This window comes from Microcoleus sp. MON1_C5 (assembly GCF_036701875.1).
GTDB lineage: Bacteria > Cyanobacteriota > Cyanobacteriia > Cyanobacteriales > Microcoleaceae > Microcoleus.
In genome coordinates, this window is sequence record NZ_JAUBRN010000052.1 from 17855 (window position 1) to 41585 (window position 23731).

The following is a 23731-nucleotide window of genomic DNA, read 5'->3' on the forward strand; positions in this document are numbered from 1 at the left end:
GAGTAGAAGCTCCCCGATTCATCTGTGGAGTCAATCTAAAATCTAAAATCTAAAATCTAAAATCGGCTGACTGAGCAAACGGGCGATCGGATTGGCTATCCAAGTCAAGCGTGGCGGCGACGCTCTTCTAAGATCTTACAAAAAAAATGCTGAAATTGTTTATTCTGTCAATGAGATATGTATAATTTAACAATTAATCTGGAGGTCAGTCAAATGAAGGTACAACTGGTTGAATCCCTAATTCAAGTTATCTTACCTCTGGCAGCCGACGAGCAATTACGGAGCTTAGGAAAAATATTACCAAATATCCCCTATCCTTCGACCCGGAAACTCGGGCAGCTTGCCCTTTCCTGGCGGCTATTTTAATTTTTTGAATGAGGAACCCGAGATTTCTCCTCTCGAAGACATAGAAGCAATTGCCTGATACTCAAAAACAGGAGATTGAGAAAAGTTTTGAATGTGTGAACAATAAAAATGTCTGAATCACTAACAAAAGGAGGAACGATCGCAGCGATCGCCACTGCCATAGTTCCCCAACAAGGCAGCGTCGGCATTGTGCGAGTTTCCGGTTCCGCAGCCTTAAAAATTGCCGAAACTCTGTTTTGCGCCCCAGGACGGCAAATGTGGGAGTCTCACCGCATTCTTTACGGCCACATCCGCCGCCCCAAAACTCAAGAATTAGTCGATGAAGCTTTGCTGCTAATCATGAAAGCACCGCGTTCTTTTACTCGCGAAGATGTGGTGGAATTTCACTGTCACGGCGGCATTATGGCGGTGCAGCAAGTCTTGCAGTTGTGTTTGGAAAATGGGGCGAGATTGGCGCAGCCGGGAGAGTTTTCGCTGCGGGCTTTTTTGAACGGGAGGCTGGATTTAACTCAAGCTGAAAGTGTTGCAGATTTGGTGGGAGCCAAATCGCCCGCTGCTGCACAAAGTGCTTTGGCTGGTTTGCAAGGAAAATTAGCGCAGCCAATTCGCAAATTGAGAACAACTTGTTTGGACGTGCTGGCAGAAATTGAGGCGAGAATTGATTTTGAGGAAGATTTGCCGCCTTTAGATGAAGCTAAAACTTCTTTGGAAATAAATCATGTTTTGGAGGAATTGTCAACAATTTTGGCAACCGCAGATCGTGGAGAATTGTTGAGAACTGGTTTGAAAGTAGCGATTGTTGGGCGGCCGAATGTGGGAAAATCGAGTTTGTTGAATGCGTGGAGTAAGAGCGATCGGGCGATCGTCACGGATTTGCCCGGTACGACGCGGGATGTGGTAGAATCGCAGCTAGTTGTGGGCGGAATTCCGGTGCAGGTGCTCGATACTGCGGGAATTCGAGAAACCGAAGACAAGGTAGAAAAAATTGGTGTTGAGCGATCGCGCGCAGCAGCAAAACAAGCCGATTTAGTGTTGTTGACAATTGACGCGGAATCTGGATGGACAGAGGAAGATTGGGAAATTTACGAACAAGTAAAGCACCGCCAGCTAATTATAATTATTAACAAAATCGACCTAGTAAATACCATCCCTGAACTACCTTTTTCCTCGGAAACTCACCGTATAGTTACCGCAGCCGCAGCCCTCGATCGAGGCATAGAAGACTTAGAAACAGCAATTTTAGATGCCGTCAGCGGGGGAAATTTGCAAGCAGCAAACTCAGATTTAGCAATCAACCAGCGACAAGCAGCAGCCTTAACCAAAGCTAAAATTTCTCTAGAACAATGCACGGATACTATTAGCAACAAATTGCCTTTAGATTTCTGGACGATAGATTTGCGCGGGGCAATTCAAGCATTGGGGGAAGTTACGGGCGAAGAAGTGACAGAATCAGTGCTCGACAGAATATTTAGCAGGTTTTGCATTGGCAAATAGTCATAGGAAAAGAGTAAATTAAATAGGTAAGCTGTCTCGAATTTAAGTTGTATTTTTAGGGCGGGCGTCCCGCCCACCCCACAATAATTTCACTCTTTGTGGAACAGGCATCTTGCCTGTTCTTGAGAATGGTGTAAGATGTTAATTTCATCAAACTTGACTGTAAAATTTAGATGCGCCTGGGCTTAGTGAAGCAATACTACTGACAAATAACAACTAAGTCATTCTTACGATCGAGGTCTTCCCAGACTTGTAATATAAAGCACAGCCTCACCCGCAGGAATACCGAGAACGTCATTGACGCGATCGTCAAAAAAGCCCGCAATACCGCTGACACCCAAACGCAGTTGCATAGCTGCTAAATTCAACCGCTGGCCCAAATGACCCGCGTCCATGTGCAAATAGCGGTAAACTCGATCGCCATATTTTGCTACAGCCCTGTTCAAATCCGCCGTGTGAAATAACAGCGCCCCCGCATCTCTGCCCAAGTCTTGCCCCAAGCACAAAAAATGCAACTCCCTGCGGAAATTTTTAAACCGAATTTGCCGCAATTCTTGAGCTTTCGGAGCGTAATAGTAACAGCCTTCTTCTAACCCATTCACTCCCGAAACAGCAATAAAAGTCTCGATCAAACTTAGATCGAAATAGTCTGGAGAACCGTCTAATCCTTGGTCGATATAGTGCTGGGGCTGGTAAGTAAAATCGAGCATAGCTAGCAGTTCGCCCAAACTCAAAGAAGCACCTGTATAAGCACGGGTAGAACGCCTTTTGAGCATAGTGTTTTCTAAAGTTTCCAGGTTCACTCCCCAAGGAATCGAAGGAGTGACCGTCGAAACTTTAGTACAAAAGGGAAAGTTGTATTTATCCTCTAGTACCCCTTCACTTTCATCAAGTTTCCACCCGTCTGCTCCGGTAGGGTCTGAGTCTAAATGCGTGGCTTTGTGGAGGTATTTTAACAGTTGACCTTCGGAAATTTTCGGGTAATCTGTCGTGGTGTTTCCTGGCAAAGCGGTTTTAAATTTAGGCAAGTTTTGGTCAATATCTAGCAAGTCGGCTAAAGCAAGTACACAAATCGCTCCTTCTTGCTCCGAGTCGATGTACAGTAATTCATTGACAGCTTCGTCGGCGAATCCTCCAATCAGGTGAGGTCGGTAATCGTTGACGGCGCAAGCTAACTCGATATTGCTCAATAAATGGCCGGTGTCTAGAAAAATTCGCCGATAAGCTCGGTCTTCGTAACGCCAAGAAGAACGGAAAAAAACAGTGGTAATGGCGATCGCCAATTGGGTATTTTCTAGCGCTGGCGACTGGAAACAAGCGGCTTGCAATGATGGCCAAACTTGACTGTCCCAAAAATGAACAAGTGAATGAGTTCTGCACTGATAGTTGTAGAGTCCGGCCGGCAACTGGGCAGTGCCGCGGGAGATTAAATAAACCTCTGCTGGGTAGAGTCCACCCGCCGACGGTGCAGATCGCAAATACAGGTAGCTGTCGTCTACCGTCTGCACTTTCGCCGTCAACCCGTAGCTGCACAGCAACAAGCTAGATAACCGATGCCACCAAGCGGCATCGGGATCGGCATCGGCATCGGCATCCTCCGAGGGGTCTTTTAGATAAGGCTTGAGGTCAAAATACGCTCCAATTTTATATTCTTTGAAAGGCACAGGTTGCTCTGTCCAATCGAGCTGTTTACTTTTAGCAGCAATGGTTTCAGGGTCGTATTTTGTCCGTTCGTGGTAGTGCTGAGCTATGGAGAGAGGAAGTTCTGGCATATTTCAGTAGAGGATTCGCTTTGGTTTCTCGATCGATCTTGACATTACTAAGCGTTTACTGGTCGAGCAAGGCAGAAATTTACAAATATAAAAAAAATCTTAGAAAAAATGAGATCGTTGTTACACAAGCTTAACATAAAACAATGCCTAAGTATAAATACACAAATTAATACCCATTAATTACTGTTATGGATTGGCTGCAATAGCTGTCCTCATAAATGGATGAAAATGCAAAAGCTAAGCGCTGAGGAATTGCTCGCTCAGTATGCTGAGGGCAAGCGAAACTTTAACGCCGTTGACTTAAGTGAAGATAACTTGTTTCAAGCCGATTTGGCAGAAATAAATCTTTCTGGTAGCGTTCTGAGGCGAGCTTATTTGCCCTACGGAAATTTGACTGAAGCCAATCTTTATAAAACGGATTTGCAAGATGCTGAGTTGGGCGACATTCAACTTTATCATGCCAACTTGTCGGAAGCAAATTTATCCAGAGCAAATTTATCCAGAGCAAATTTGCGCCACGCCAATTTACAAGGTGCCAATTTGCAGAAAGCGAATTTGCAAGGTGCGGATTTGTACAATGCAGATTTGAGGAATGCGGATTTGAGATATGCGGATTTGAGCCGAGCTAATTTGGAGAAAGCAAAGTTAACCAAAGCTCAATTAGCGGGCTGCAACTTATTTCGATCGCGCTTGGTGGATTTGTCGGAAGCTGAGTGCGATCGCACTACTATCGGGCCCGAAGGATATTGAGGATTTGCAGCAGCTAGTCTAGGGCGTAGGGCGATCGGCTTAATGAGTCGTGAAGCGTAGCTATCCCGTAGGGAATCGCCCTCTTTAACATTTCTTAACATCTATCGACACGGCAGAAAATGTGAGTTACAGTTGTAAAAAACTTATCGCTCCGCAACATTGACAATAAATAACACATTTTGCCACCTGCAAACCGGGTAAAATTTATGAATTCTCCCGACAAAAAAGCAAGAGAACTCCGGCACCAAGAACAAGAACTGCGGAAGCGCGAACAAGAAAGTCGGCTGCGGGAACTAGAAGCCGAAATCGACCGCTCAGTGCCCGAATATCTACGAACGAGCAAGTACGAAGAACCAGACAGCCAAGTTAACGGCAAACTCAAACAGTGGCGCCGAAAAATCCTAGCCGTCGCTCAATTTACAGGCATTGTCATTGCTGTTGTCGTTGCAGTTCGCATAGCATCTTGGCTGGCAACTGCGCTGATGGTTGGAGGGATTGCTTTCATTGCTTACAAAATGTTTGTTGAAGAAAACAGAATTTGAAAATCCCAAGCAGAAAACTATCAGGAAACAGCCATGAGCCTTAAAGTAGAAACTAGCAACTTTCTCAACGATTTAGAGCGAGTAGCCGCCGTCCGCCGAGAAATTGCCGATCGCCTCAGCAACATCGCCACAGCCATCAACCAATCAGAATTAGCAGGAGGAGAAGCATCGGGAAAACTAGGTTTAGAAACAGACAACGCTGACATTGATGTCGCCAGTAAAAACTTGCGCCAAGGAGTCTTTCGCCTGCTAGTGCTAGGCGACATGAAACGCGGAAAAAGCACTTTTCTCAATGCCTTAATCGGCGAAAACTTACTGCCCAGCGATGTAAATCCCTGTACAGCTTTGCTGACGATTTTGCGCTACGGTTCCGAAAAAAATGTTACCGTTTATTTCAATGACGGCAAAAGCCCCAAACAGCTCGATTTTAAAAGTTTCAAACAGAACTACACAATTGACCCCGCTGAGGCCAAACGTTTAGAAGAAGAAAAGAAACCAGCATTTCCCGATATCGACTGCGCCGTAGTAGAATATCCCTTACCTTTGCTGGAAAAAGGCATAGAAATAGTAGACAGTCCCGGACTGAACGATACAGAAGCCCGCAACGAATTATCTCTCGGTTACATCAACAACTGTCACGCTATTTTGTTTGTGCTCAGGGCAACTCAGCCTTGCACAATGGGTGAAAGACGCTATCTAGAAAATTACATCAAAAATCGCGGATTGAGCCTTTTCTTTCTGATCAATGCTTGGGATCAGGTGCGGGAAAGTTTGATTGACCCGGACGATCCTGAAGAATTGGCAGAAGCAGAAGGGAAACTGCGGCGGGTTTTTCAAGCTAATTTAGGTGAATATTGTTTAACAGAAGGACACGATATTTACGACGAGCGAGTGTTTGCAATTACCTCACTTAAAGCGCTCAGGTTGCGGCTCAAAAACCCGGAGGCGGATTTGACGGGAACTGGTTTTCCGGAGTTTATGGCGGCACTCAATACGTTTTTGACGCAGGAAAGGGCGATTTCGGAATTGCGTCCGGCGAGGACTTTGGCGCGTCAAATTTCTGCTCGCGTCCGCGAAGCTGTTGGACGCCGACTACCATTACTCGATCGCGATGTCAATGAGTTGAAGGAAAAGATTAATTCGGTTGAGCCAGAGTTTAAAAAACTGACTCAAATTCGCGATGAATTTCAACAAGAAATTATCGGCGTTAGAGATAGTAAATCGCGGGCGATCGCAGATTCTTTCCGCGCCTACGTTCTTAACTTAGAAAATACCTTTGAAACAGATTTTTTGCGGTATCAACCGGATCTGAATTTTCTGGATTTCTTCAGCCAAGGCAAGCGAGAAGCCTTTGAAGCATCGCTCAAACGAGCATTAGAGCAGTACATCAACGACAAATTAGCAGCTTGGACTCTCACAGCAGAACAAGAGATGAATTCAGCCTTTTCACAGCTATCGAAAAGTGCGGCAAATTACGGAGCCTCTTACACGAAAGTGACTGAAAAAATCACAGAAAAACTGACTGGGCAAAAAATACCAGCAGCAGTCAGCAACTCAACCGAAGATAACTCGCCCGCTTGGGCAAAATGGGCGATGGGATTGTTCTCGTTAACGACCGGAAATCTGGCGGGCGTAGCAATGGCAGGAGCGGGTTTTGATTGGAAAAATATCCTGCTTAATTTAATCACTGTGTTGAGCGTCAGTACGATTTTTGCTAGTTTGACGGGGGTTGTTTTGGGACCGCTGTCCTTGGCTTTATTGGGAATCGGTGTTGGGGTTTTGCAAGCAGACGGAGCTCGCAAACAGTTGGTAAAAGCGGCGAAAAAAGAGCTGGTGAAATATCTGCCGCAGGTGGCTCAAGAGCAGTGGCAGCCGATTCACGATGCTGTGAAAGAGTGTTTTGATGTCTACGGGCGGGAAGTGGGCGATCGCATGAATGCGGATATTAATTCTCGGAAAGCTGAGTTAGATAATTTGCTGGAACAAAAGGAATCTCGCGAGATTAATTGTCAGGCTGAATCTGAGCGGTTGAAAAAGTTGGAGGCTGATGTTTCTGCCGAGTCGCAGAGTATTGAATCGGTATATCAAGGTTTCCTAGCATCCGCTAAATGAAATAAAACAACAATATGCAACAACCCGAAATTTATCAAAACCTGACCCACAATCTCCAATCAGCACTGGGTATTCTCGAACTCGACAAAAACTCCCAACTGTATCGAGATACCACCTCAATCTGCGACTATCTGGCCAAACCAACTTTTCAAATTGCTGTCTTTGGCCCGTTTAATTACGGTAAGTCAACTTTGCTCAATGCTTTGCTGGGAAATCGTGCTTTGCCGATCGACCTAGTGCCCACTACAGGTGCTGCCATTTATGTCAACTACGGCGAGGAATTGCGCGCAAAAATTACCCTGAAAGACGGCACGGAAGTTAGCGAACCGGGGACTGATGTTTTGAAACGCTACGCCATCCTTGACGACGCCAGACAAATGCGGGATGATGTGGCCGCCGTGAATGTTTACTGTCCCCACCCTTTCCTGAAAACAGGTGTGGAATTGCTGGATTTGCCGGGAACCAATGACCGGGAAGAACAGGATAATTTGGTTCGGGATAAATTGCTAACGGCTGATTTAGTTGTGCAGGTTTTAGATGCTCGCAAATTGATGACTTTAGGGGAACGGGAGAACTTGAGAGATTGGTTGAGCGATCGCAACATCAACACTGTCGTCTTTGTTGCCAATTTTCTCAATCTACTCGAACCAGACGAACAAAAACAAGTTTACAATCGGTTGTTGTTTGTTGCCGAAAGTTTTCGCTCCAACTTGCCGAACAATATCAGCAATATCTACCGCGTCGATGCTTTGCCGGCTTTGAGGGCGAGGCTTAAAGGAGATGTGGCTGCCGCCCAAACTACAGGAATTGCCACGTTTGAATCGGCTTTGCAAAGTATTGTGGCAGCTCAACAGGAACAACTAGCAGTTAAGTTGCCCAGAATTGAAGCTATAGCTACTAAAATTTGCCAATCTCTCCGAGCCAAAGCGGAGACTGTCGCTGCAGAAATAGCCGCAGCTCAAAAAAAGCACCAAGACAAAATTGAAATTAAACAAAAAGCTGAAAAACTGATATCAAAAGGGTTTTTAGCCAGCGTTTCTGACTTCGAGAGTTGGCTTTACCAGCCCACACTTTTGCAGCGGTATCAATCGGAAATGGCGCTGTCGCTTCAGGAAGGAAGTTTTGATGCGTGGAAGCTAAAATTTCAGCGAGAGGCGTTACATCAGCAGCAAACTATCGCAGAATGGGTAAATAAAGCTTGCGAATTCTTTGAGAAAGAACAGCCGATCGCACTTTTGATTTCGTTTCCTCCATCCCCACAAGTCACCTTACCAGAGCCGCCGCCACCTCCAGCTCAAAAGTCGAGCGACAGCGAAGTGGCTCCAGTGGCGATCGCCACCGGCTTAGGTTGGCTGTTGGGCGGGCCTGTGGGAGCCGCAGTAGTCGGCGGTGCTAGCTATATTTTGAATAAAAGAACTGGGTATGAAAAGCCGCCTGAATCGTCAGAAGCTTATCTAAATCAAGTAACGGAAATTTGCAGCGAGGCTGCTAAAAACTATCTCGCTCGCTTCAGCACCGATACTTTTTCCATGCTGCAACACTACAAGGAAATCGCCGGAAAAGTTATCTGTTTTCAAGACAGCAAAGAGCCGCTACAGACAAATATTCAGCAATACCAGATACAGTTAATCAATAATTTGTTAGAAAATATCGACTCCTGCCTTCAAATGACCAAATCTGTAATTAACGGCAAATGATCCGAACCGACATTGCGGCCAGTACGAATCTTTAAAACACCAATTTCTTTGCTGACTAGAAAGTGATCGATCGGAATATAAGCCAGCGGCATAAAAGTCGGCCAAGTCGGTAAAATGCCAAAGCCCGATCGTGCATTTCGCAGTTTGCCAGTTTTTACCATATTTTTGTAGAACGGCGACCACATTGTGGTATTGAAGTCCCCAACCACAATCAGCGGATTTTTGACTTGGGCTGCATACTCGCCGATGGCTGCTAGCTGTTTATTGCGATCGATAAAATTCTGCTGTTTTATCGGTACAGTCGGATGAACAAGAATCAGAGAAATGATTTTACCTTGAAAATTCACATCTGCAAACAAGCTTTTTCTTTGCTTTGAAAAGGCTTTAACAGAAGTATTTTCTAAAGGCAGCTTGCTGTATATTGCACTGCCAAATCTCTCGGATTCTTGCAGGTTGGAAGAGTAAGGAAAAATCTCGCTTAAGACGGCTAACTCCTTCGCCCAAACTGTGCTAACTTCCACAAAAACCGCGAGATCAGGTTGTTGTGTTTTAACCAGCGATATCACGTCTGAATAGCGTCGGTTATTCGTTAAAACATTTGAATGCAAAATCCGCAAGTTTTGTCCGGGAGTCTCTCCCGCAAAGGCTGGCGCTGGGAAATACCAAGGAACAATTTCCGCCAAGTTAAGGATAATACAAAATGCGCTCACCAGCAACCATATTTTTTTTGAGCGCACGAGAGCGAAGAAGATAAAAATTGGTAACCCAGCCAACAGATATTGTAGTTTAAAATGAGAACTTAACTCAAAAAATAGGTTAAATTCTCCCAAGTAACCTGTTATTGACAAGAGTGCATTTACAATTGCTGCAAGCATAAACCATTTTAAAATTACGTGCTTCAAGCTAATAATTTGGTTATTGCTGTGCAGTAACGCCCATTTCAGCTTAATTTTAAGGTCGTTGGTAATAGGCAATTTATCAACTTCTCTTACCAGTTCTTCTGGCTGTTCCAACTCTCGCCGCTTTTGATAAAATCTCACCAGCAAGCTATCTACCACAAAATAACTAAAATAATTGGCAACAAATCCTACAAACACCAACACACCTAAACCGATTAGCATACCAAAGGAACCGCCGATTTTCCTCAAAGCCGACCAAGTGGCTGCGTCACCTGTTTTACCTGTCGCTACTCTCGCTATTAATAGCATTAAAGTAGGCAATCCGAGCGTGATTATGTTTCTGATGATAGAGTCCATTGTTTATCTTCTCTGCTAAGCTTTTTAAAATGGGGATGTGGGTCTAAATCTCATAAATTTCTAACGGTAAGTTGTCGGGATCTCTGAAAAATGTAAATCGTTTTTCGGTAATCTCGTCCAGGCGAATATTTTCTACTTCTACTTGTTGAGATTTTAAGTAAGCAACTGATGCTTCTATGTCCTCAACTGCAAAAGCTAAATGTCTCAAACCGCACGCTTCAGGACTGTTAACTCTTTCAGGAGGGTGGGGAAATGAAAAAAGCTCAATGGTGTCGCCGTTTCCGACTCCCAAATCTAGTTTGTAAGAATTCCTCTCGGTTCGGAAAGTTTCTTTGATGATGGAACATCCCAATACTTCTACATAAAATTTTTTCGAGGTTTCGTAATCCGAGCAAATAATCGCCACATGATGTATTGCTTTTATTTTCATCTGAATAAAGTTAGTTAGTTTTGTTTTTCTGAGATGTTGCACTATTTTAAATAAGCTTTTTATGAACAGGCAAGATGCCTGTTCCACAAAAAAATTTACTCTTTGTGGAACAGGCATCTTGCCTGTTCTTGAGAATCGTGCAAGATGTGAGGTTTTTTCAAATGCACAGCACGCTATTGACAATTATATTTGACGATCGCAGACTCGGCGAGAAACCCTGGGAAATTCAGGGCGCTCGCCCCTTATTTTCCCTCCCCCAAATCTTAATTAAAAAAATTTCTGCAAAAAAAGTACCCTACTTTGATAAAATGAGAGTTTTGCAGTCAATCACCCAATTTGCATCTCAGGAGACAAGGATTATGGCCCGTATGTATTACGACACCGACGCGAACCTAGACCTCTTAGCCAACAAAACGATTGCTATCATCGGCTACGGTTCCCAAGGACACGCCCACGCCCTCAACCTCAAAGACAGCGGCATGAATGTCGTTGTCGGTTTGTATCCCGGTAGCAAATCTGCCGCCAAAGCAACCGACGCGGGTTTAACAGTGCACCCCGTAGACAAAGCAGCCGCCGCCGCTGACTTCATCATGATTTTATTGCCCGATGAAGTTCAAAAAACTATTTACACAGAACAAATTGAACCGAACCTTTCAGAAGGAAATGTTTTAGCATTTGCTCACGGTTTTAACATTCACTTCGGCCAAGTTGTTCCCCCTGCCAATGTAGACGTAGTAATGGTTGCCCCCAAAGGCCCCGGACACTTGGTGCGGCGGACTTACGAACAAGGGGAGGGCGTTCCGAGTTTGTTTGCAGTATATCAAGATGCTTCCGGTCAAGCGCGCGATCGGGCAATGGCCTATGCTAAAGGTATCGGCGGCACCAGAGCCGGCATCCTGGAAACCACTTTCCGCGAAGAAACAGAAACGGATCTTTTTGGCGAACAAGTAGTTTTGTGCGGCGGTTTGAGCGCATTAATTAAAGCTGGATTTGAAACTTTAGTTAACGCCGGATACCAACCGGAATTAGCTTATTTTGAATGTTTGCACGAAGTTAAACTTATCGTTGACTTAGTAGTAGAAGGAGGCCTCGCCAAAATGCGCGACAGCATCTCCAATACCGCAGAATACGGCGATTTAACTCGCGGCCCCCGCATCGTTACGGATCAAACCCGCGCCGAAATGCGGAAAATTCTCAGCGAAATTCAATCCGGCCAATTTGCCCGCGAATTCGTTCTCGAAAACCAAGCCGGCAAACCGGGCTTTACCTCCATGCGCCGTCAGGAAGCAGAACATCCTATTGAAGAAGTTGGTAAAGATTTGCGAGCTATGTTTAGCTGGTTGAAAAAGCAGGCCTAATCAATTTGAGATTTGAGATTTTAGATTTTAGATGGGAAGACCAATCTAAAACAGTCCTGGAGGCATAGCCTCTATCTGTAGGGTGTGCAATGCACACCTTACTGCTTTGAGGAAAATCTAAAATCTCAAGTTTAATCGATTTGAGATTGGAGGAAAAATCTCAAATCTACAATCTCAAATCGTCATGTTTGGTTGTGATTCCCTTAACCCAACCTACAAGAACATGGCTAGGTATTGTTAGATAAACCCAGTTTCTCGCTGGTAGCTCAAAACTATCGACTGGGACTAGGGGTTTTTTCCAAGTTCTCAATCTCCTTATCCCTTTGCTTGTTTGAATCTTTCGGCTTCACCCACGAAGGCCACAACCCGACGAAGAACTTTCGGCTTGCCACGCTAGTATCTCTTACAGGTTTGGGGAGAAAAGTTAAAGTGTCACCGTAAAGGGTAAACAGGGCTACAAACAGAAGCAATAGCGGGATAAGATTTTTTTTAGGCATCGCAGTTTGGGAGTAGAGTTTGTGAAAGCGCTTTGTTATATTTTGCCCTTGCACGGACAAAAAATATCAGAGACAGCTTAAGAAGAAAATCCAGCCCTGGGGGGTAAGGGGCGTCGCCTACAACAGGAAAGCCGGCTAGTCGCAATATGATGCCCCCTCGAACTACCACTACAAAGACCTTTATTATAGGTGTTCGAGCTGACATCAGATTATTAGCTAATAACTAATAGTGGTAAGGTTCGGACTGCGAACCCTACATAATTATGTTCTGGGTGGAGAACTCAAAAAAATACTATGGTTTTTTGGCGCTTACCTACTTAACGACTAATGACTAATCACTACTTATTCCCTTGAATAAAAGTTTGCACTACTGTATGAATTTCCGGGGAAATTTCTGTTACTAGCCGCACCGGGATTGCCGATGTAGAAGCAAATTGCGCGTATTCTGGTGTTAGAAAGACTGCATATTTGTCAGCTTCAGCAGTCAGTTGAGCGACGGTAGCCAAACTTACAGCTTTAATATAATTGCGTATGCTAAAAGCTTGGTCGCCGACAACTTCATCGCCGGTAATTACTGTGCTCGGCCTACGAACTTGGTGTAAAGTTGTACTGGGATCTTTGACGCTTAAGTGGGTTCCTCCTACAAAACCGACTAGCCATTTAGGAGATGGAATTTTCGGAAAGCCGGCAATTTGTTCTGCTAAGGCGGGAGTTGTTTTGTCTGCGGAAGATGCTACTATTAAGGTAGGAATTTGAATTGCACTTAAACCAGTTTCTCCAAATAGTAATGATGCGATCGGATTCATGGCGATCGCCCTTTTAATCCTCGCATCCCGCAATTGATACCGTTCTTCGGGCAATCCGGCCGCCGCGCACTGAATGCCTTCGCCCAAGCTGAACCCAATCAAATCCCCCTGACACCGCTGTTTGAGTCCGCTCAATTGCAGTTCGGCGCCGGCCAAGGACAAGGCTGTAGCGCCGCCAAATGAATAGCCAATTATTACGGCTTGGTCGAGCGCGATTTTCCCCTGCAAATTATCATCAGTTTGGTTCAATTTTGTCAGCTCGTCGAGTACAAAACTGATGTCTTTGGGACGGTCTAAAAACTCTTGAGGAGCTAGCAAAGGACACTTACCCGCCATCGCAGCATTGGTATTCGTCTCGTTGCTGCCCGGATGTTCTAAAGCTGCTACTACATAGCCGTGAGACGCCAAATGCTCGGCTAAGTAGCGCAAATCCGTGCGGACGGAACCCAACCCGTGAGAAAAGACGATCGTCGGTTTGTCGGCTGTCGCAGCTTCCGACCAGTACACATCAACCGGAATAGGTCGATTGCGGGCGCTATCGTTCAAATCTAGCGCCCGTACCTGCACCGAATTAGGGCCGGGCTGGGTTGGATCGAAAGGCAGGTTAAACGCGGGTTTAACGGGTGCTAACTGAGGTGCGATCGCCTCCATAAAGCGCTGAGTTTGCCAAAAACTTGCGTTCATATTTCCCAAAACTGTGAAAGCTCGATCGAGATCCACCACGACCCGCGAGCTTGGATAAGATTCAATGAAACTCAATACCGATAAGCCTTTCGGCGCGTTTGCTCCCAGCAGCAGAGCCGATCGCAGCGCTTCCACACCCCCACCGTCGCGCCTGGGTATCACTGTAGTCAAATCCGTCAGGATGCCAGTGCCGATGCCCGTATTTAGCAAGTTGCTCAGGCCGACTACATTTAGGGGAATTTTCGCTTGCAGCGCCCGAAAGATTTTACTGCGCTGTTCGTCAGACAGGAGATTGGCATAAGCTTGCAGTCTGGCGGGGACTTTTCCTGTTTCTGCGAGTTCGCGCAAATCCGCAACCGATATTGACGATTCTAAAATACCTTTGCGGACAACAACCGTTTCTGCAGCTTTTACAGGAGATGTCGTGTCGCTGAAAGGATTAATCGAAATCGAACCCAAAACACTCGCTACTGAAGAAAACCATCTGAAATTTGGTCTGATGCTCATTTTTACCTTATTGAACTAGAGAGGATAGATCACCATATTCTCAAAATTCTCCCAGATACCGAGAAATTGTCCTAGATGCCGAGAAATTGTCTCCATCGGGGCGCGATCGTCAAGGCCTCTACGCATATTTACTTGCCGATCGCACATTCCGTACCTAAGTGCACTTCTTGTGCGGGTGCTAATGATGATCAGTTGAAGGATTTTTTAATCGACCTCCCAAAAAATACAAACTTCGCGAGTGAAAAGAGCGATCGGCTCTTAACTGTAAGGTTTTCTTTGTTGGGTAAATCCTATACTCCTGGAACTTCACAATTATCCACCTTGAAAAATCTTCATAATTTGAGTCTAAAAAGTGAAGGGGAATTTAAGCCGACCACATTTGTAAATATTGATACCAAATGCCAGAAATGCTTCATTAATTAGGGGAAGTGATTGTGGAGCCAATTAAATATGGAAGTAAAAGCGAGCTGCGAGAAATTATTAAGTAGAATTGCCCACCAAAGAAAGATAGCCATTTATATCACTTCCGGTGGCACTCATATATCATAGCAACGGAGGGCACAGCAGTGCTGTGCCCCAGCCCAAAATAATCATGAGCGGTCGCGACAGATGTACCTATCGCCCGATTAATTTTTCGTAAACAGCACGGCGTGTGTCCTGACTGGGGGTAATATTAATTTTGATGCTACCCGATTTGATATTACTTAAACCACTAAGCCAAATTGCGGTAAGGGAAAGATTCAAAATAGAGTCTATCGATTAGCTATCAAAGTGTTGCCTAAAAACTATGTACAGCGATCTAGTGTATGTCCGAACCGCGCAAAGGTGCGGAAATTTTCCTCGCAATTCCGTTGGATTAGAATTAAATATAGGACTTACACAATTGTCATAAATAGGGAGGTTAAATTTTAGGTATGTAGTTGCGCTTGTGCGATCTTAGCTTAGGAAAGAGCGAGTCTAGGGCAACTACATACCTTTGTTTAATTTGCCACTTGGCTTGAGTCCTAAAACATTAACCGCAGATGAATGCAGATTCATAACATCATCGGCGGTGAAAATCTTCCTCAAGATACAGGAAAATAAACAACCAGCATCGAAATATTTTGGTGAGTCCGGGCTAGCGCTTCTGGTTCTTTGAGAGTTCCCGGTTTTTCCCACAATTTCTGTTGCTGAGAAAGTGTTGTTAAAATCAGCAAATCGTGTTCTAACAAATTCTGCGAAACTAACTTGATAAAATTTCCCTGCACCCGATTTACTGGTATCTCAGAAAGAATTTCCACCTCCGCCGCACTTTTGTTGCTTTTTTCCCGTTGTGTCGCCACCAACAACACTTGCAAACTCGCCTTAAGTTCCTCTGCCAAACTCTTAGCAATATCCACGGTTTCCTGAAACCCAAACCGACTCAACTCGCTGTCAGTTACCGCCAAAATAACTCTGGCTGTATTCTGGAGAGGATCGGGAAATCGAGCAATCAGTACGGGTACGGGCGATCGCCTTACTATATTGTCAATGATGCTGCCAAAAAAATTGTCGCGAGTCGTAGAAAATCCCTTCCAACCGCAAACTATTAAACTAGCCTCGCGTTCGGTTGCACTCCGCAGAATTCCGCGATCGATCGCATCATCTATCCTCGCGATCGGTTCAACCGCACAAGCAGCCGCATGGGCGACAGTTTCCGCAGCCGTCAAAAGTTGAGTTTGTTGCATTTTATCTGCCGGAGAAATTGCTTCCCCGCGATCGGATAAAATATGCAGCGGCAGCAAAGTTCCCTGATATCTTTTTGCTAATATCAAAGCCAAACGCAGCAAATTATCTTCCGTATTCGGATTAGCAACAGGCACTAAAACTCGCTCTCCCCATGAATGCTTTCCCGAAGTAGCAGTCGGCAAACTCGACCCCGGGTGCTGCATTTCTTGACCCCACCGAGATACAATCCAAGGAGAAGCGACACAAGTTACTAAAATCATGGCAATGATGCCGTTCACCGTTACGCGATCGACCAATTTAATTTCAAAAGCAACCGTAATCGCAGCCAAAGTAGAAGCAGCTTGAGCACCAGAAAGACCGAACATTACCATAATGTTCGGAAACTCAAAACCGAATAATTTCCCCGGTATCCAAGCTGCCAAAAACTTACTCACCACCTCGGCTAAAATCATCACCGCCGCCACCAACAAAGACTGCGGCTGCTTCACCAAAATTAGCGGGTCAATTAACATCCCCACCGAAATCAGAAAAAACGGTACAAAGAGCGTATTGCCAATAAACTCAATCCGATTCATCAGCGGACTCATTTTGGGAATAATTTGAGTAATGGCAATTCCCGATAAAAACGCCCCAATAATTGCCTCAATCTCAATTAGTTCTGCTGCGTAAGAAACTAAAAATAGGGTAGCCAATACAAATATAAATTCAGCATTTTCGTCGTGTCCGAATTTCTTAAAAAACCAGCGACCGATTTTGGGCACTCCCCACAAAGTAGCAAAAGTGTAGATAGCAAGAGAGGGAATGAGAACCAGCCAAAAATCTAGAGTGAGATTTCCTTTGTAAGCTTTGACAACAATTGCCAGCACCAACAGTCCCAACACATTCGTAATTAAAGTCCCCCCCAAAGTCGCAGTAATAGTCTGAGTTCGCATCAATCCCAATTTTGTGAGAATTGGCAGCGCTAAAAGCGTGTGCGTAGCGAAACAAGAAGCAATTAAAATTGAAGCCAGCCAGCTATATCCCAACAGCAGCATCGCTCCCGTCCCCAATATCATCGGTAACGAAAAAGTAGCCAGCCCAAATATGACAGCTTTGTCCGCATTGAGTTTGAGGTCGTCGAGGCTAGTTTCCAGTCCCGCTAGGAACATCAAAAACAGCAATCCTACTGTACCTAACAAAACAATAGTAGCGTCCCGTTGCAGCAAGTTGAGACCGTTTGGTCCGACAATTACGCCAGCAATAATTAAACCGACTATCCCCGGTAGCCGCAAGCGCTCAAATAACAGGGGCGCGATTAGCATGATTGCTAAAAGAAGCAGAAAAACGGGAACGGGAGCGGTAATCGGCCCGGAAGTTAACATAAAAAATTTTCCCTAAATATTGGCAGCGAACTGCTACCATATTTAAAATAAAACAATCAAAATATCTATCAATCTAAAGAAGTATTATCAAAGTTTTACAGCGTAATTCTTAATAAGTAGGACTGGGCGGGAGAAACCCGGTTTCTTGGTAAAACATGGGTTTGATGACGAAAAATTTATGAAAAAAGCCGGGTTTCTAGTTCCCCGCGTACAAGTCCTGATTGGGAATAATACCCAGAAAAAAGGGCAACGTGCTTTTATCCCTTGCTCTTCTCTATTTAAAATCTAAAACCGGGAAAGGTTTCGCCGCTTCCATCTGCGCCGCTAAAGCAATTAAAGTTGCTTCCGCCGCCGGTCGCCCGATAATTTGAATTCCCACGGGCAAACCGTTGTCATCTAAAATGGCAGGAAGTGCGATCGCAGGCAAACCGCTAGCATTAAATGGCGGACAAGGAGCAATCCAATTAATAATCCGCTGCAAAGTTTCTTCAAAACTCAAATCCGCCCACTCCCCAACCTGGATGGGGGAGTGCATATAAGTCGGCAAAACTAACACATCAAATTTTTCAAAGAATCCCACAATCCGCCGTGAAATCACCTGCATTTGATTCACCGCCCGCAAATATTCCCCAGCCGAAATAGTTCTTTCTAACAGCCAGCGATTCATCGGTTCCAAAGCAGAACCTGGAATGCCGCTTGCCGCCGCCCCTGACTGCCAAATTGCGATAAACGGTTCGATTAAACCCGTAAAATCTGGGCATCCAGGTTCGACATCATGTCCCAAATCTGTCAATAATTTTACTGTTTCCAGTACCGCTTGCTGACAGGTAGCCGAAGCCTCGCCGACAGGGGAAATAGTCGTAGAAAAGGCAATTCGCAGTTTGCCCAACTTTTCACGGGAAGCCTCTAAAAACGTCGGATTTGAATCTGGTAGCCAGTACGGATCGCCTGTTGTGTAGCCTGACATTACATCCAAAAGTGCGGCGGCGTCAGCTACAGTTCGCGCCAGGGGGCCGTTGACAGAAATGCCGCTGAGGTAATCTCCGACAGGTGCCCAGGAAACTCGCCCCCGCGATGGTTTAATGCCCACTAAACCGCAGCAGGAAGCTGGGCCTCGGATCGAACCGCCACCGTCTGAACCTTGGGCGATCGCACACAAACCGGCTGCTACAGCCGCCGCTGAGCCGCCGCTGGAACCTCCCGGCGTATAGTCTAAATTCCAGGGATTGCGCGCGGGCGGGAAACCTTCGGGTTCAGTGTAAGGTAATGAGCCAATTTGAGAGGTGGCTGTTTTGCCCAGAATGTTAAATCCCGCTGCTTTGATCCGCCATACTACTGACTCGTCGTAGGCAGAGATGTTACCCAACAAAGCCTGAGTGCCGTAGGTACAGGGAACGCCCGTAACTGGTGTCAAGTCTTTAATGGCGATCGGCACTCCGAAAAAAGGTGGCAATTCCTGTGGCTTGTTTAATCCAGCTAGTTTTTCGGTTTGAGATTTAGCTAGGGCGATCGCCCGCTCTGCCGTTACAGTAAAATAACTGCCCAGCTCAGGGTTTAATCGATCGATCCGTTCCAAGTAGAGATTGACAATTTCTAAAGGCGACACTTCCAGGGTGCGGATCGACTCCGCCAACTCCAGAGCTGGAGTAAAAGCCCGATCGACAGAATTCATCGGTTTAAGTCCTTAATAGTTGGATGAAGTATCAATTTATACTGCGTAAGTGCGGAAAACTCTTTCCATTAAAAAATTTATCCAAAAATGTGGGAAATCCATATTTGGTCGTAGAGCGATAGTGAGCGCATCCTCCTATTGGCAGAATATTTCCTTTGTATTGCACCAGTAGAAACTGATCTTGCGATAGACTGAGGAGAACAGTTAAGCTTTTGTGCAAGAGGCCCACAATGGCGATCGGCATTGTCCAACTCCCACAAATCATCTGTTCGAGTCAGCCTTCTCACCAACTTAAGGTAGCGCATATGACACAGCAGCATCCGCCAGCTCCTCGCCCGCCCGTACCCGGAGCTCCCCCCCTGCCAGGAATACCCCGCCCTCCAGCTCCAGGGATGCCCCCCAGAGCAGCAGGAATGCCGCCCGCACCGCCGCCCGCACCAGCACCAGCACCAGCACCGCCGCCGCAATCCTTCGCCACACCTAAAAGCCCGAGCTTTAGCAGCGGCGGATCTCCGACTTTGAAAGAGCTAGTCCTCCGAGCGAAAGACGAAGGAGTATCCGACCTTCACCTCGGCGTAAACGAAGTGCCCCGCTTCCGCACGCGGGGCGAAATTGCCGACATCGGCTATCCACCAACAGATTTAGATACGTTTTTTGGCTGGTTGCGCGAGTGCATGAGCGATGAAGAAATTGAAATTTTCCAAAAAACCCTAGACTTTGACGGCGCTTTCGACTTCGGGTTCGTGCGGATTCGGATCAGTTGCATGGACTCCTTAGCCGGGCCGGCGATGGTGCTGCGGCTAATTCCTGCCAAAATAATGACACTGGAGGAATTGAAGCTGCCGGAGGTCTTTAAGAAAATATCCGGCTACCACAAAGGGCTGATTTTGGTGACGGGTCCGACAGGTTCGGGTAAGTCTACCACCTTGGCTGCGATGATCGACTACATCAATAAGAATAAAGCCTACAATATCATCACGATCGAAGACCCGGTAGAATTCGTACACGAAAGCAAAAAATCCTTGATCAAGCACCGGGAAGTCGGCAGGCACACCCTGAAGTTTATGAGCGCTCTCAAAGGCGCTCTGCGGCAAGACCCGGACATGATGCTAGTAGGAGAAATTCGGGACAGAGAGACGGTGGAAATCGCCCTCAAAGCCTCTCAGACCGGTCACTTAGTTGCAGGAACCCTGCACACCAACAGTGCGATTAAAACTCTGAACCGGATTCTGGATATGTTCGGGCCCGAAGAACAGGAGGCCATACGGGTTTCACTTTCCGAATCCCTAGTGGCAATTATTGCTCAACTGCTGTGCAAAACCACAGACGGCAAGCGGGCTGCTTTCCACGACGTTTTGATCAATACCGATGTGGTTAAGGAATACATTCTGAAGGGCCAGAATGAGGAAATTAATCAAATCATGATCAAAGATACTTATGAAGGCATGACGACGATGAATAAGTCGCTCTACGGCCTTTATCAAGAAGGTCGGATTACTGAAGAACTTTGTGTAGAGAACTCGCCGTACCCGAACGAAATGGCTCAGATGCTCCGAGGTCGAGTCTAAAGGTCGAGTGTTAACAGTTAACTGTTAACAGTTAACTGTTAACTGTTAACTGCTATTGGTGTACTGAATTGAAAGTCGATCGCCCGATTTTGCCAGAAATTTTCAAAGGCATTGCGCTGTTTACACCAGGGGGAGACTTAATCTATTGCATAGACCCCCACAAGCAAACTCGGTGGCATTTGCAGTTGTGCGTAGCTCTACAGGAGATCCTCGGTTTGTCGGAACCGCCGCATTTTCTGATACCTTGCTACACGGCAACCGTTGACTCGTGGCTCGATCCAGGCGATCGGCAGGTGCGGGTTGCTGCCGAGGCTTACCCCCCTGTGCTGCGACATCAAACGCTGCTGAACGCCATTTTTGGGACTGGCGACTTAGTGTGGCATCCCCGGAGCGAAGAAATGTGCGAACCGATGGCAATCGCTACTTATCACGAAGAATTCCCCGAACTTTGGGAAAATCACGACTTAGTTGTACAGTATGCCAGCCCCGAAGCTCGATCGGAGTGGAGCAGTTCGATCGTAACTCCCTTGGGCTTTCCGGCATTGCAGCAGACTCGGCTTCCCAAACCAACAGCACTCACCCCACCGCCACAAACTCAAGGGTACGTTTTGCGTCTGTTTGTTTCCGGCAGCAACCCCAGCACCGAACGCACCCTCGAAACTTTACACCAGTTTTTAGAGCAATGCCTCGATCGTCCCTACACTTTAAAAGTAATTGATGTTTTGAAACATCCAGACCAAGCTGAGGCAGATCAGATTTCAGCAACTCCTACTTTGATTAAAATCTGGCCGAAACCCGTGCGACGAATTGTCGGCGAATTGAATGATGATGAAAAAATAGTGCGGCTGCTGAGCTATTCGGAATTTTAGATTGGGGCGAGGATTTTTGCGATTATTTAATACGGGCGATCGCGGTTTTAGTAGCGATGGAATTAACAACATTTAGTAATTCAGTCCTGGACGCAAAAAGTGGTTTGGCGTTCTACTTATATCGGTTAGGTGTTCTTGGGCCGTACACCCTAAATATAGAGGTACTGCATCCAGGAGTGAATTGCGGGTGAGACACTGCACCCACCGCGAATAATTAGGGTAACTTACTTGGCTTGAAAATTGTGGTAAGGTGCGCCGAAGAGCACCCTACTTTACCACAATCAATCTGGCAATCAGGAGAATTGAAAACCGTGCCTGAAGTAAAAAAAGTCGATCGACTTACTCAGGCAAACAAACCTCGGGAGCGCACAAACTGGGGAAATCCAAAGTTGTGACTTCCAGCGTATCCAACTCTATTCTCCGAATTACATGATTGTTCGTATCAGCAACAAACAAATGAGGCCCGATCGCACTCAACCCTGAAGGTTCAAAAAATCGAGCCTTGAGACCTTTAGCATCAACCAAACCTGCTGTACCATCTCCAATCATTGTTCTGCACGTACCGCCCCGGTGGTCGATCCGTTTAATTTTGTGATTGTAAGTATCAGCCACCCAGAGGTAATTTTGAGCGTATTCAACACCCAAACAGTGCTGCAACCTGACCTCATCACCGCGACCATCTTTATCCCCAAAACCAAACAATTCACCGCTACCGCAAACAGTGCGAACCTTCGGGTCTTCATCTATACCCACAGCACGAATCGAACTAATTTCGCTGTCGGCAACAAACAACTCCGATCGATCCGTAGCGAGGCCGCTGGGCTGAGAAAAAGCCGATTCTGCAAGATTCCCGTCCACACAGGATTCTCGGCCAATACCCGCATAAGTGCCGATCGTGCCAGTGTCTAACTGCATTTCCCAAATTTGGTGGGAACCCGCCATTGCAATAAAAAGTCTATTTCCAACTCTTTCTAAATCCCAAGGCGAATTCAATTGCGTTTCTAAACCCTTGCCGCTGCGGGGTGAAATTTCGTGACTTTGTTCGCCCGTACCAGCAATAGTTTCTACCCGTTGAGTCGTAAAATCAATCTTTCTGAGAGCATGATTTTCCGTATCAGCAACATATAGAATTTGAGTTTCTGCATCAAAAGCCATACCTTGAGGTGCAAAAAACTCAGCCTCTTCAAAGTCCCCATCAGTTAAACCCGGTTTGCCACTACCGATGACGTGCAGCACCTCACCTTCGAGGGTGCTGACAACAATCCTATTGTGTCCTGAATCGGCAATAAATAAGCAAGAACCGACTAAGTTTTGTATGACTGAATTAGCAGGCCCGGGCAATACAGTTTCATCTACAGATTCATTTTCCTGGCTCATTTCGCCCAAAAGCGCGACCTGTTGGTGAAGATGTTTTGCCTCCGTTGCAGCGATCGCAAATGCCAGCACTTTACCGGGAAAAGCCAGCGGTGTTGATACAGGTTTGCGCTGTTTTTCTAAGCTAAAACGGAGTTGTTTAAATTTGAGTGCATTTTTATCTTTGTATTCAGCAATTAACTTGCCAACTAACTCGTCAAGTGCTTCTCTATTGCCTTCGCCGGAAACAAAGCCGACGACATAACTTTCAGGATCGATCACCATTAAAGTCGGCCAAGCGCGAACCGCGTAGCTTTGCCAAACTTTCATGCCGCTGTCTACAATTACCGGATGTTCGATATCGTAGCGGAGGATAGCTTGGCGGATGTTTTCTACTTCTTTTTCGTTTTCAAATTTTGCCGAGTGAACGCCGATAACCGTGAGGGAATCTTTATATTTTTGTTCGAGGTATTTTAAGTCTGGGAGGACGTGCAAGCAGTTGATGCAGCAGTACGTCCAGAAGTCGAGGAGGACGACCCTGCCTTTTAGAGATTCAATGGATAAAGGTTTGTCGGTGTTTAACCAAGGGTAGTTTCCGGGGAATTCTGGTGCTCTGACGCGAGGCATGGCATCTCCTGGGTAGAACGTGAGTGATTTTTTTACTTCTTTAATTTAGCGGGAAGTTTAGCAGGATGGGAAGAAAGCTGATTAAACCAGGGTTTTTGCAGACAGCGAAGATAGCTGTGGCACAAGAGGGGGGCGAGAGAGGATGGCGAACTCGTCCACTCATAACAATGTATACTTGATCTGGTATCCTAAAAATCCTCTTGCCAAAGCACTTTCGGCTAAGCCAGAATTGCACAAAGAGGTTTGACAGGCGATCAATTACCGACGGCACTCTACGCGATCAAATTTCTGAGGAAACAAACC

The 23731-nt window shown here is 45.9% G+C and carries 15 protein-coding genes; 8 read left to right on the forward strand and 7 right to left on the reverse strand.

Annotation, left to right across the window (positions count from 1 at the left end; translation table 11 throughout):
* Nucleotides 1–474: 474 nt before the first annotated feature.
* Nucleotides 475–1860, forward strand: a complete 1386-nt coding sequence (gene mnmE, locus QUA71_RS22055) for a tRNA uridine-5-carboxymethylaminomethyl(34) synthesis GTPase MnmE (protein WP_333288288.1) — start codon at nt 475–477, stop codon at nt 1858–1860.
* Between the two features lie 227 nt (nt 1861–2087).
* Here the strand turns inward: mnmE and QUA71_RS22060 are convergent, their stop codons facing one another.
* Nucleotides 2088–3632, reverse strand: coding sequence for a SagB/ThcOx family dehydrogenase (locus QUA71_RS22060; protein WP_333288290.1), 1545 nt, complete (start codon nt 3630–3632; stop codon nt 2088–2090).
* 228 nt (nt 3633–3860) lie between these two features.
* On the opposite strand from QUA71_RS22060, the gene QUA71_RS22065 reads away from it, so the two are divergent.
* The 4 genes from QUA71_RS22065 to QUA71_RS22080 all read left to right on the forward strand — a co-directional run bounded on the left by QUA71_RS22065 (nt 3861) and on the right by QUA71_RS22080 (nt 8733).
* A complete protein-coding gene (locus QUA71_RS22065; RefSeq protein ID WP_333288292.1) occupies nt 3861–4382 on the forward strand; it encodes a pentapeptide repeat-containing protein in 522 nt (173 codons plus the stop codon).
* A gap of 206 nt (nt 4383–4588) precedes the next feature.
* Nucleotides 4589–4924, forward strand: coding sequence for a hypothetical protein (locus QUA71_RS22070; RefSeq protein WP_333288294.1), 336 nt, complete (start codon nt 4589–4591; stop codon nt 4922–4924).
* 33 nt (nt 4925–4957) lie between these two features.
* Complete coding sequence (locus QUA71_RS22075) at nt 4958–7036, forward strand: dynamin family protein (protein ID WP_333288296.1); 2079 nt, start codon at nt 4958–4960, stop codon at nt 7034–7036.
* A gap of 14 nt (nt 7037–7050) precedes the next feature.
* Entirely contained in the window at nt 7051–8733 is a 1683-nt protein-coding gene (locus QUA71_RS22080) for a dynamin family protein (protein ID WP_333288297.1), read from the forward strand.
* On the opposite strand, the gene QUA71_RS22085 is transcribed toward QUA71_RS22080, so the two are convergent.
* Both QUA71_RS22085 and gloA2 read right to left on the reverse strand, forming a co-directional pair.
* Nucleotides 8700–9989 (reverse strand): endonuclease/exonuclease/phosphatase family protein, encoded by a 1290-nt coding sequence (locus QUA71_RS22085; protein ID WP_333288299.1) that lies wholly within the window; start codon nt 9987–9989, stop codon nt 8700–8702. The genes QUA71_RS22080 and QUA71_RS22085 overlap by 34 nt on opposite strands.
* Nucleotides 9990–10032: 43 nt before the next feature.
* Complete coding sequence (gene gloA2 / locus QUA71_RS22090) at nt 10033–10419, reverse strand: SMU1112c/YaeR family gloxylase I-like metalloprotein (protein WP_333288301.1); 387 nt, start codon at nt 10417–10419, stop codon at nt 10033–10035.
* A gap of 308 nt (nt 10420–10727) precedes the next feature.
* Between gloA2 and ilvC the strand changes: the two genes are divergently transcribed.
* The gene (gene ilvC / locus QUA71_RS22095) at nt 10728–11777 is read left to right on the forward strand and encodes a ketol-acid reductoisomerase (RefSeq protein WP_071587777.1); all 1050 of its coding nucleotides are present in this window, start codon (nt 10728–10730) and stop codon (nt 11775–11777) included.
* A gap of 835 nt (nt 11778–12612) precedes the next feature.
* On the opposite strand, the gene QUA71_RS22100 is transcribed toward ilvC, so the two are convergent.
* The 3 genes from QUA71_RS22100 to QUA71_RS22110 all read right to left on the reverse strand — a co-directional run bounded on the left by QUA71_RS22100 (nt 12613) and on the right by QUA71_RS22110 (nt 19011).
* A complete protein-coding gene (locus QUA71_RS22100) occupies nt 12613–14271 on the reverse strand; it encodes an alpha/beta hydrolase (protein ID WP_333288303.1) in 1659 nt (552 codons plus the stop codon).
* Between the two features lie 1064 nt (nt 14272–15335).
* Complete coding sequence (locus QUA71_RS22105; RefSeq protein ID WP_333288305.1) at nt 15336–17339, reverse strand: cation:proton antiporter domain-containing protein; 2004 nt, start codon at nt 17337–17339, stop codon at nt 15336–15338.
* A 274-nt stretch (nt 17340–17613) separates the two neighbouring features.
* Nucleotides 17614–19011, reverse strand: a complete 1398-nt coding sequence (locus tag QUA71_RS22110) for an amidase (protein WP_333288307.1) — start codon at nt 19009–19011, stop codon at nt 17614–17616.
* A 305-nt stretch (nt 19012–19316) separates the two neighbouring features.
* On the opposite strand from QUA71_RS22110, the gene QUA71_RS22115 reads away from it, so the two are divergent.
* Both QUA71_RS22115 and QUA71_RS22120 read left to right on the forward strand, forming a co-directional pair.
* On the forward strand, nt 19317–20579 hold the full coding sequence (locus QUA71_RS22115; RefSeq protein WP_333288326.1) for a type IV pilus twitching motility protein PilT: 1263 nt from the start codon (nt 19317–19319) through the stop codon (nt 20577–20579).
* Between the two features lie 68 nt (nt 20580–20647).
* A complete protein-coding gene (locus QUA71_RS22120; RefSeq protein WP_333288309.1) occupies nt 20648–21448 on the forward strand; it encodes a circadian clock KaiB family protein in 801 nt (266 codons plus the stop codon).
* Between the two features lie 339 nt (nt 21449–21787).
* Here the strand turns inward: QUA71_RS22120 and QUA71_RS22125 are convergent, their stop codons facing one another.
* Entirely contained in the window at nt 21788–23428 is a 1641-nt protein-coding gene (locus QUA71_RS22125; RefSeq protein WP_333288311.1) for a thioredoxin-like domain-containing protein, read from the reverse strand.
* Nucleotides 23429–23731 lie beyond the last annotated feature (303 nt).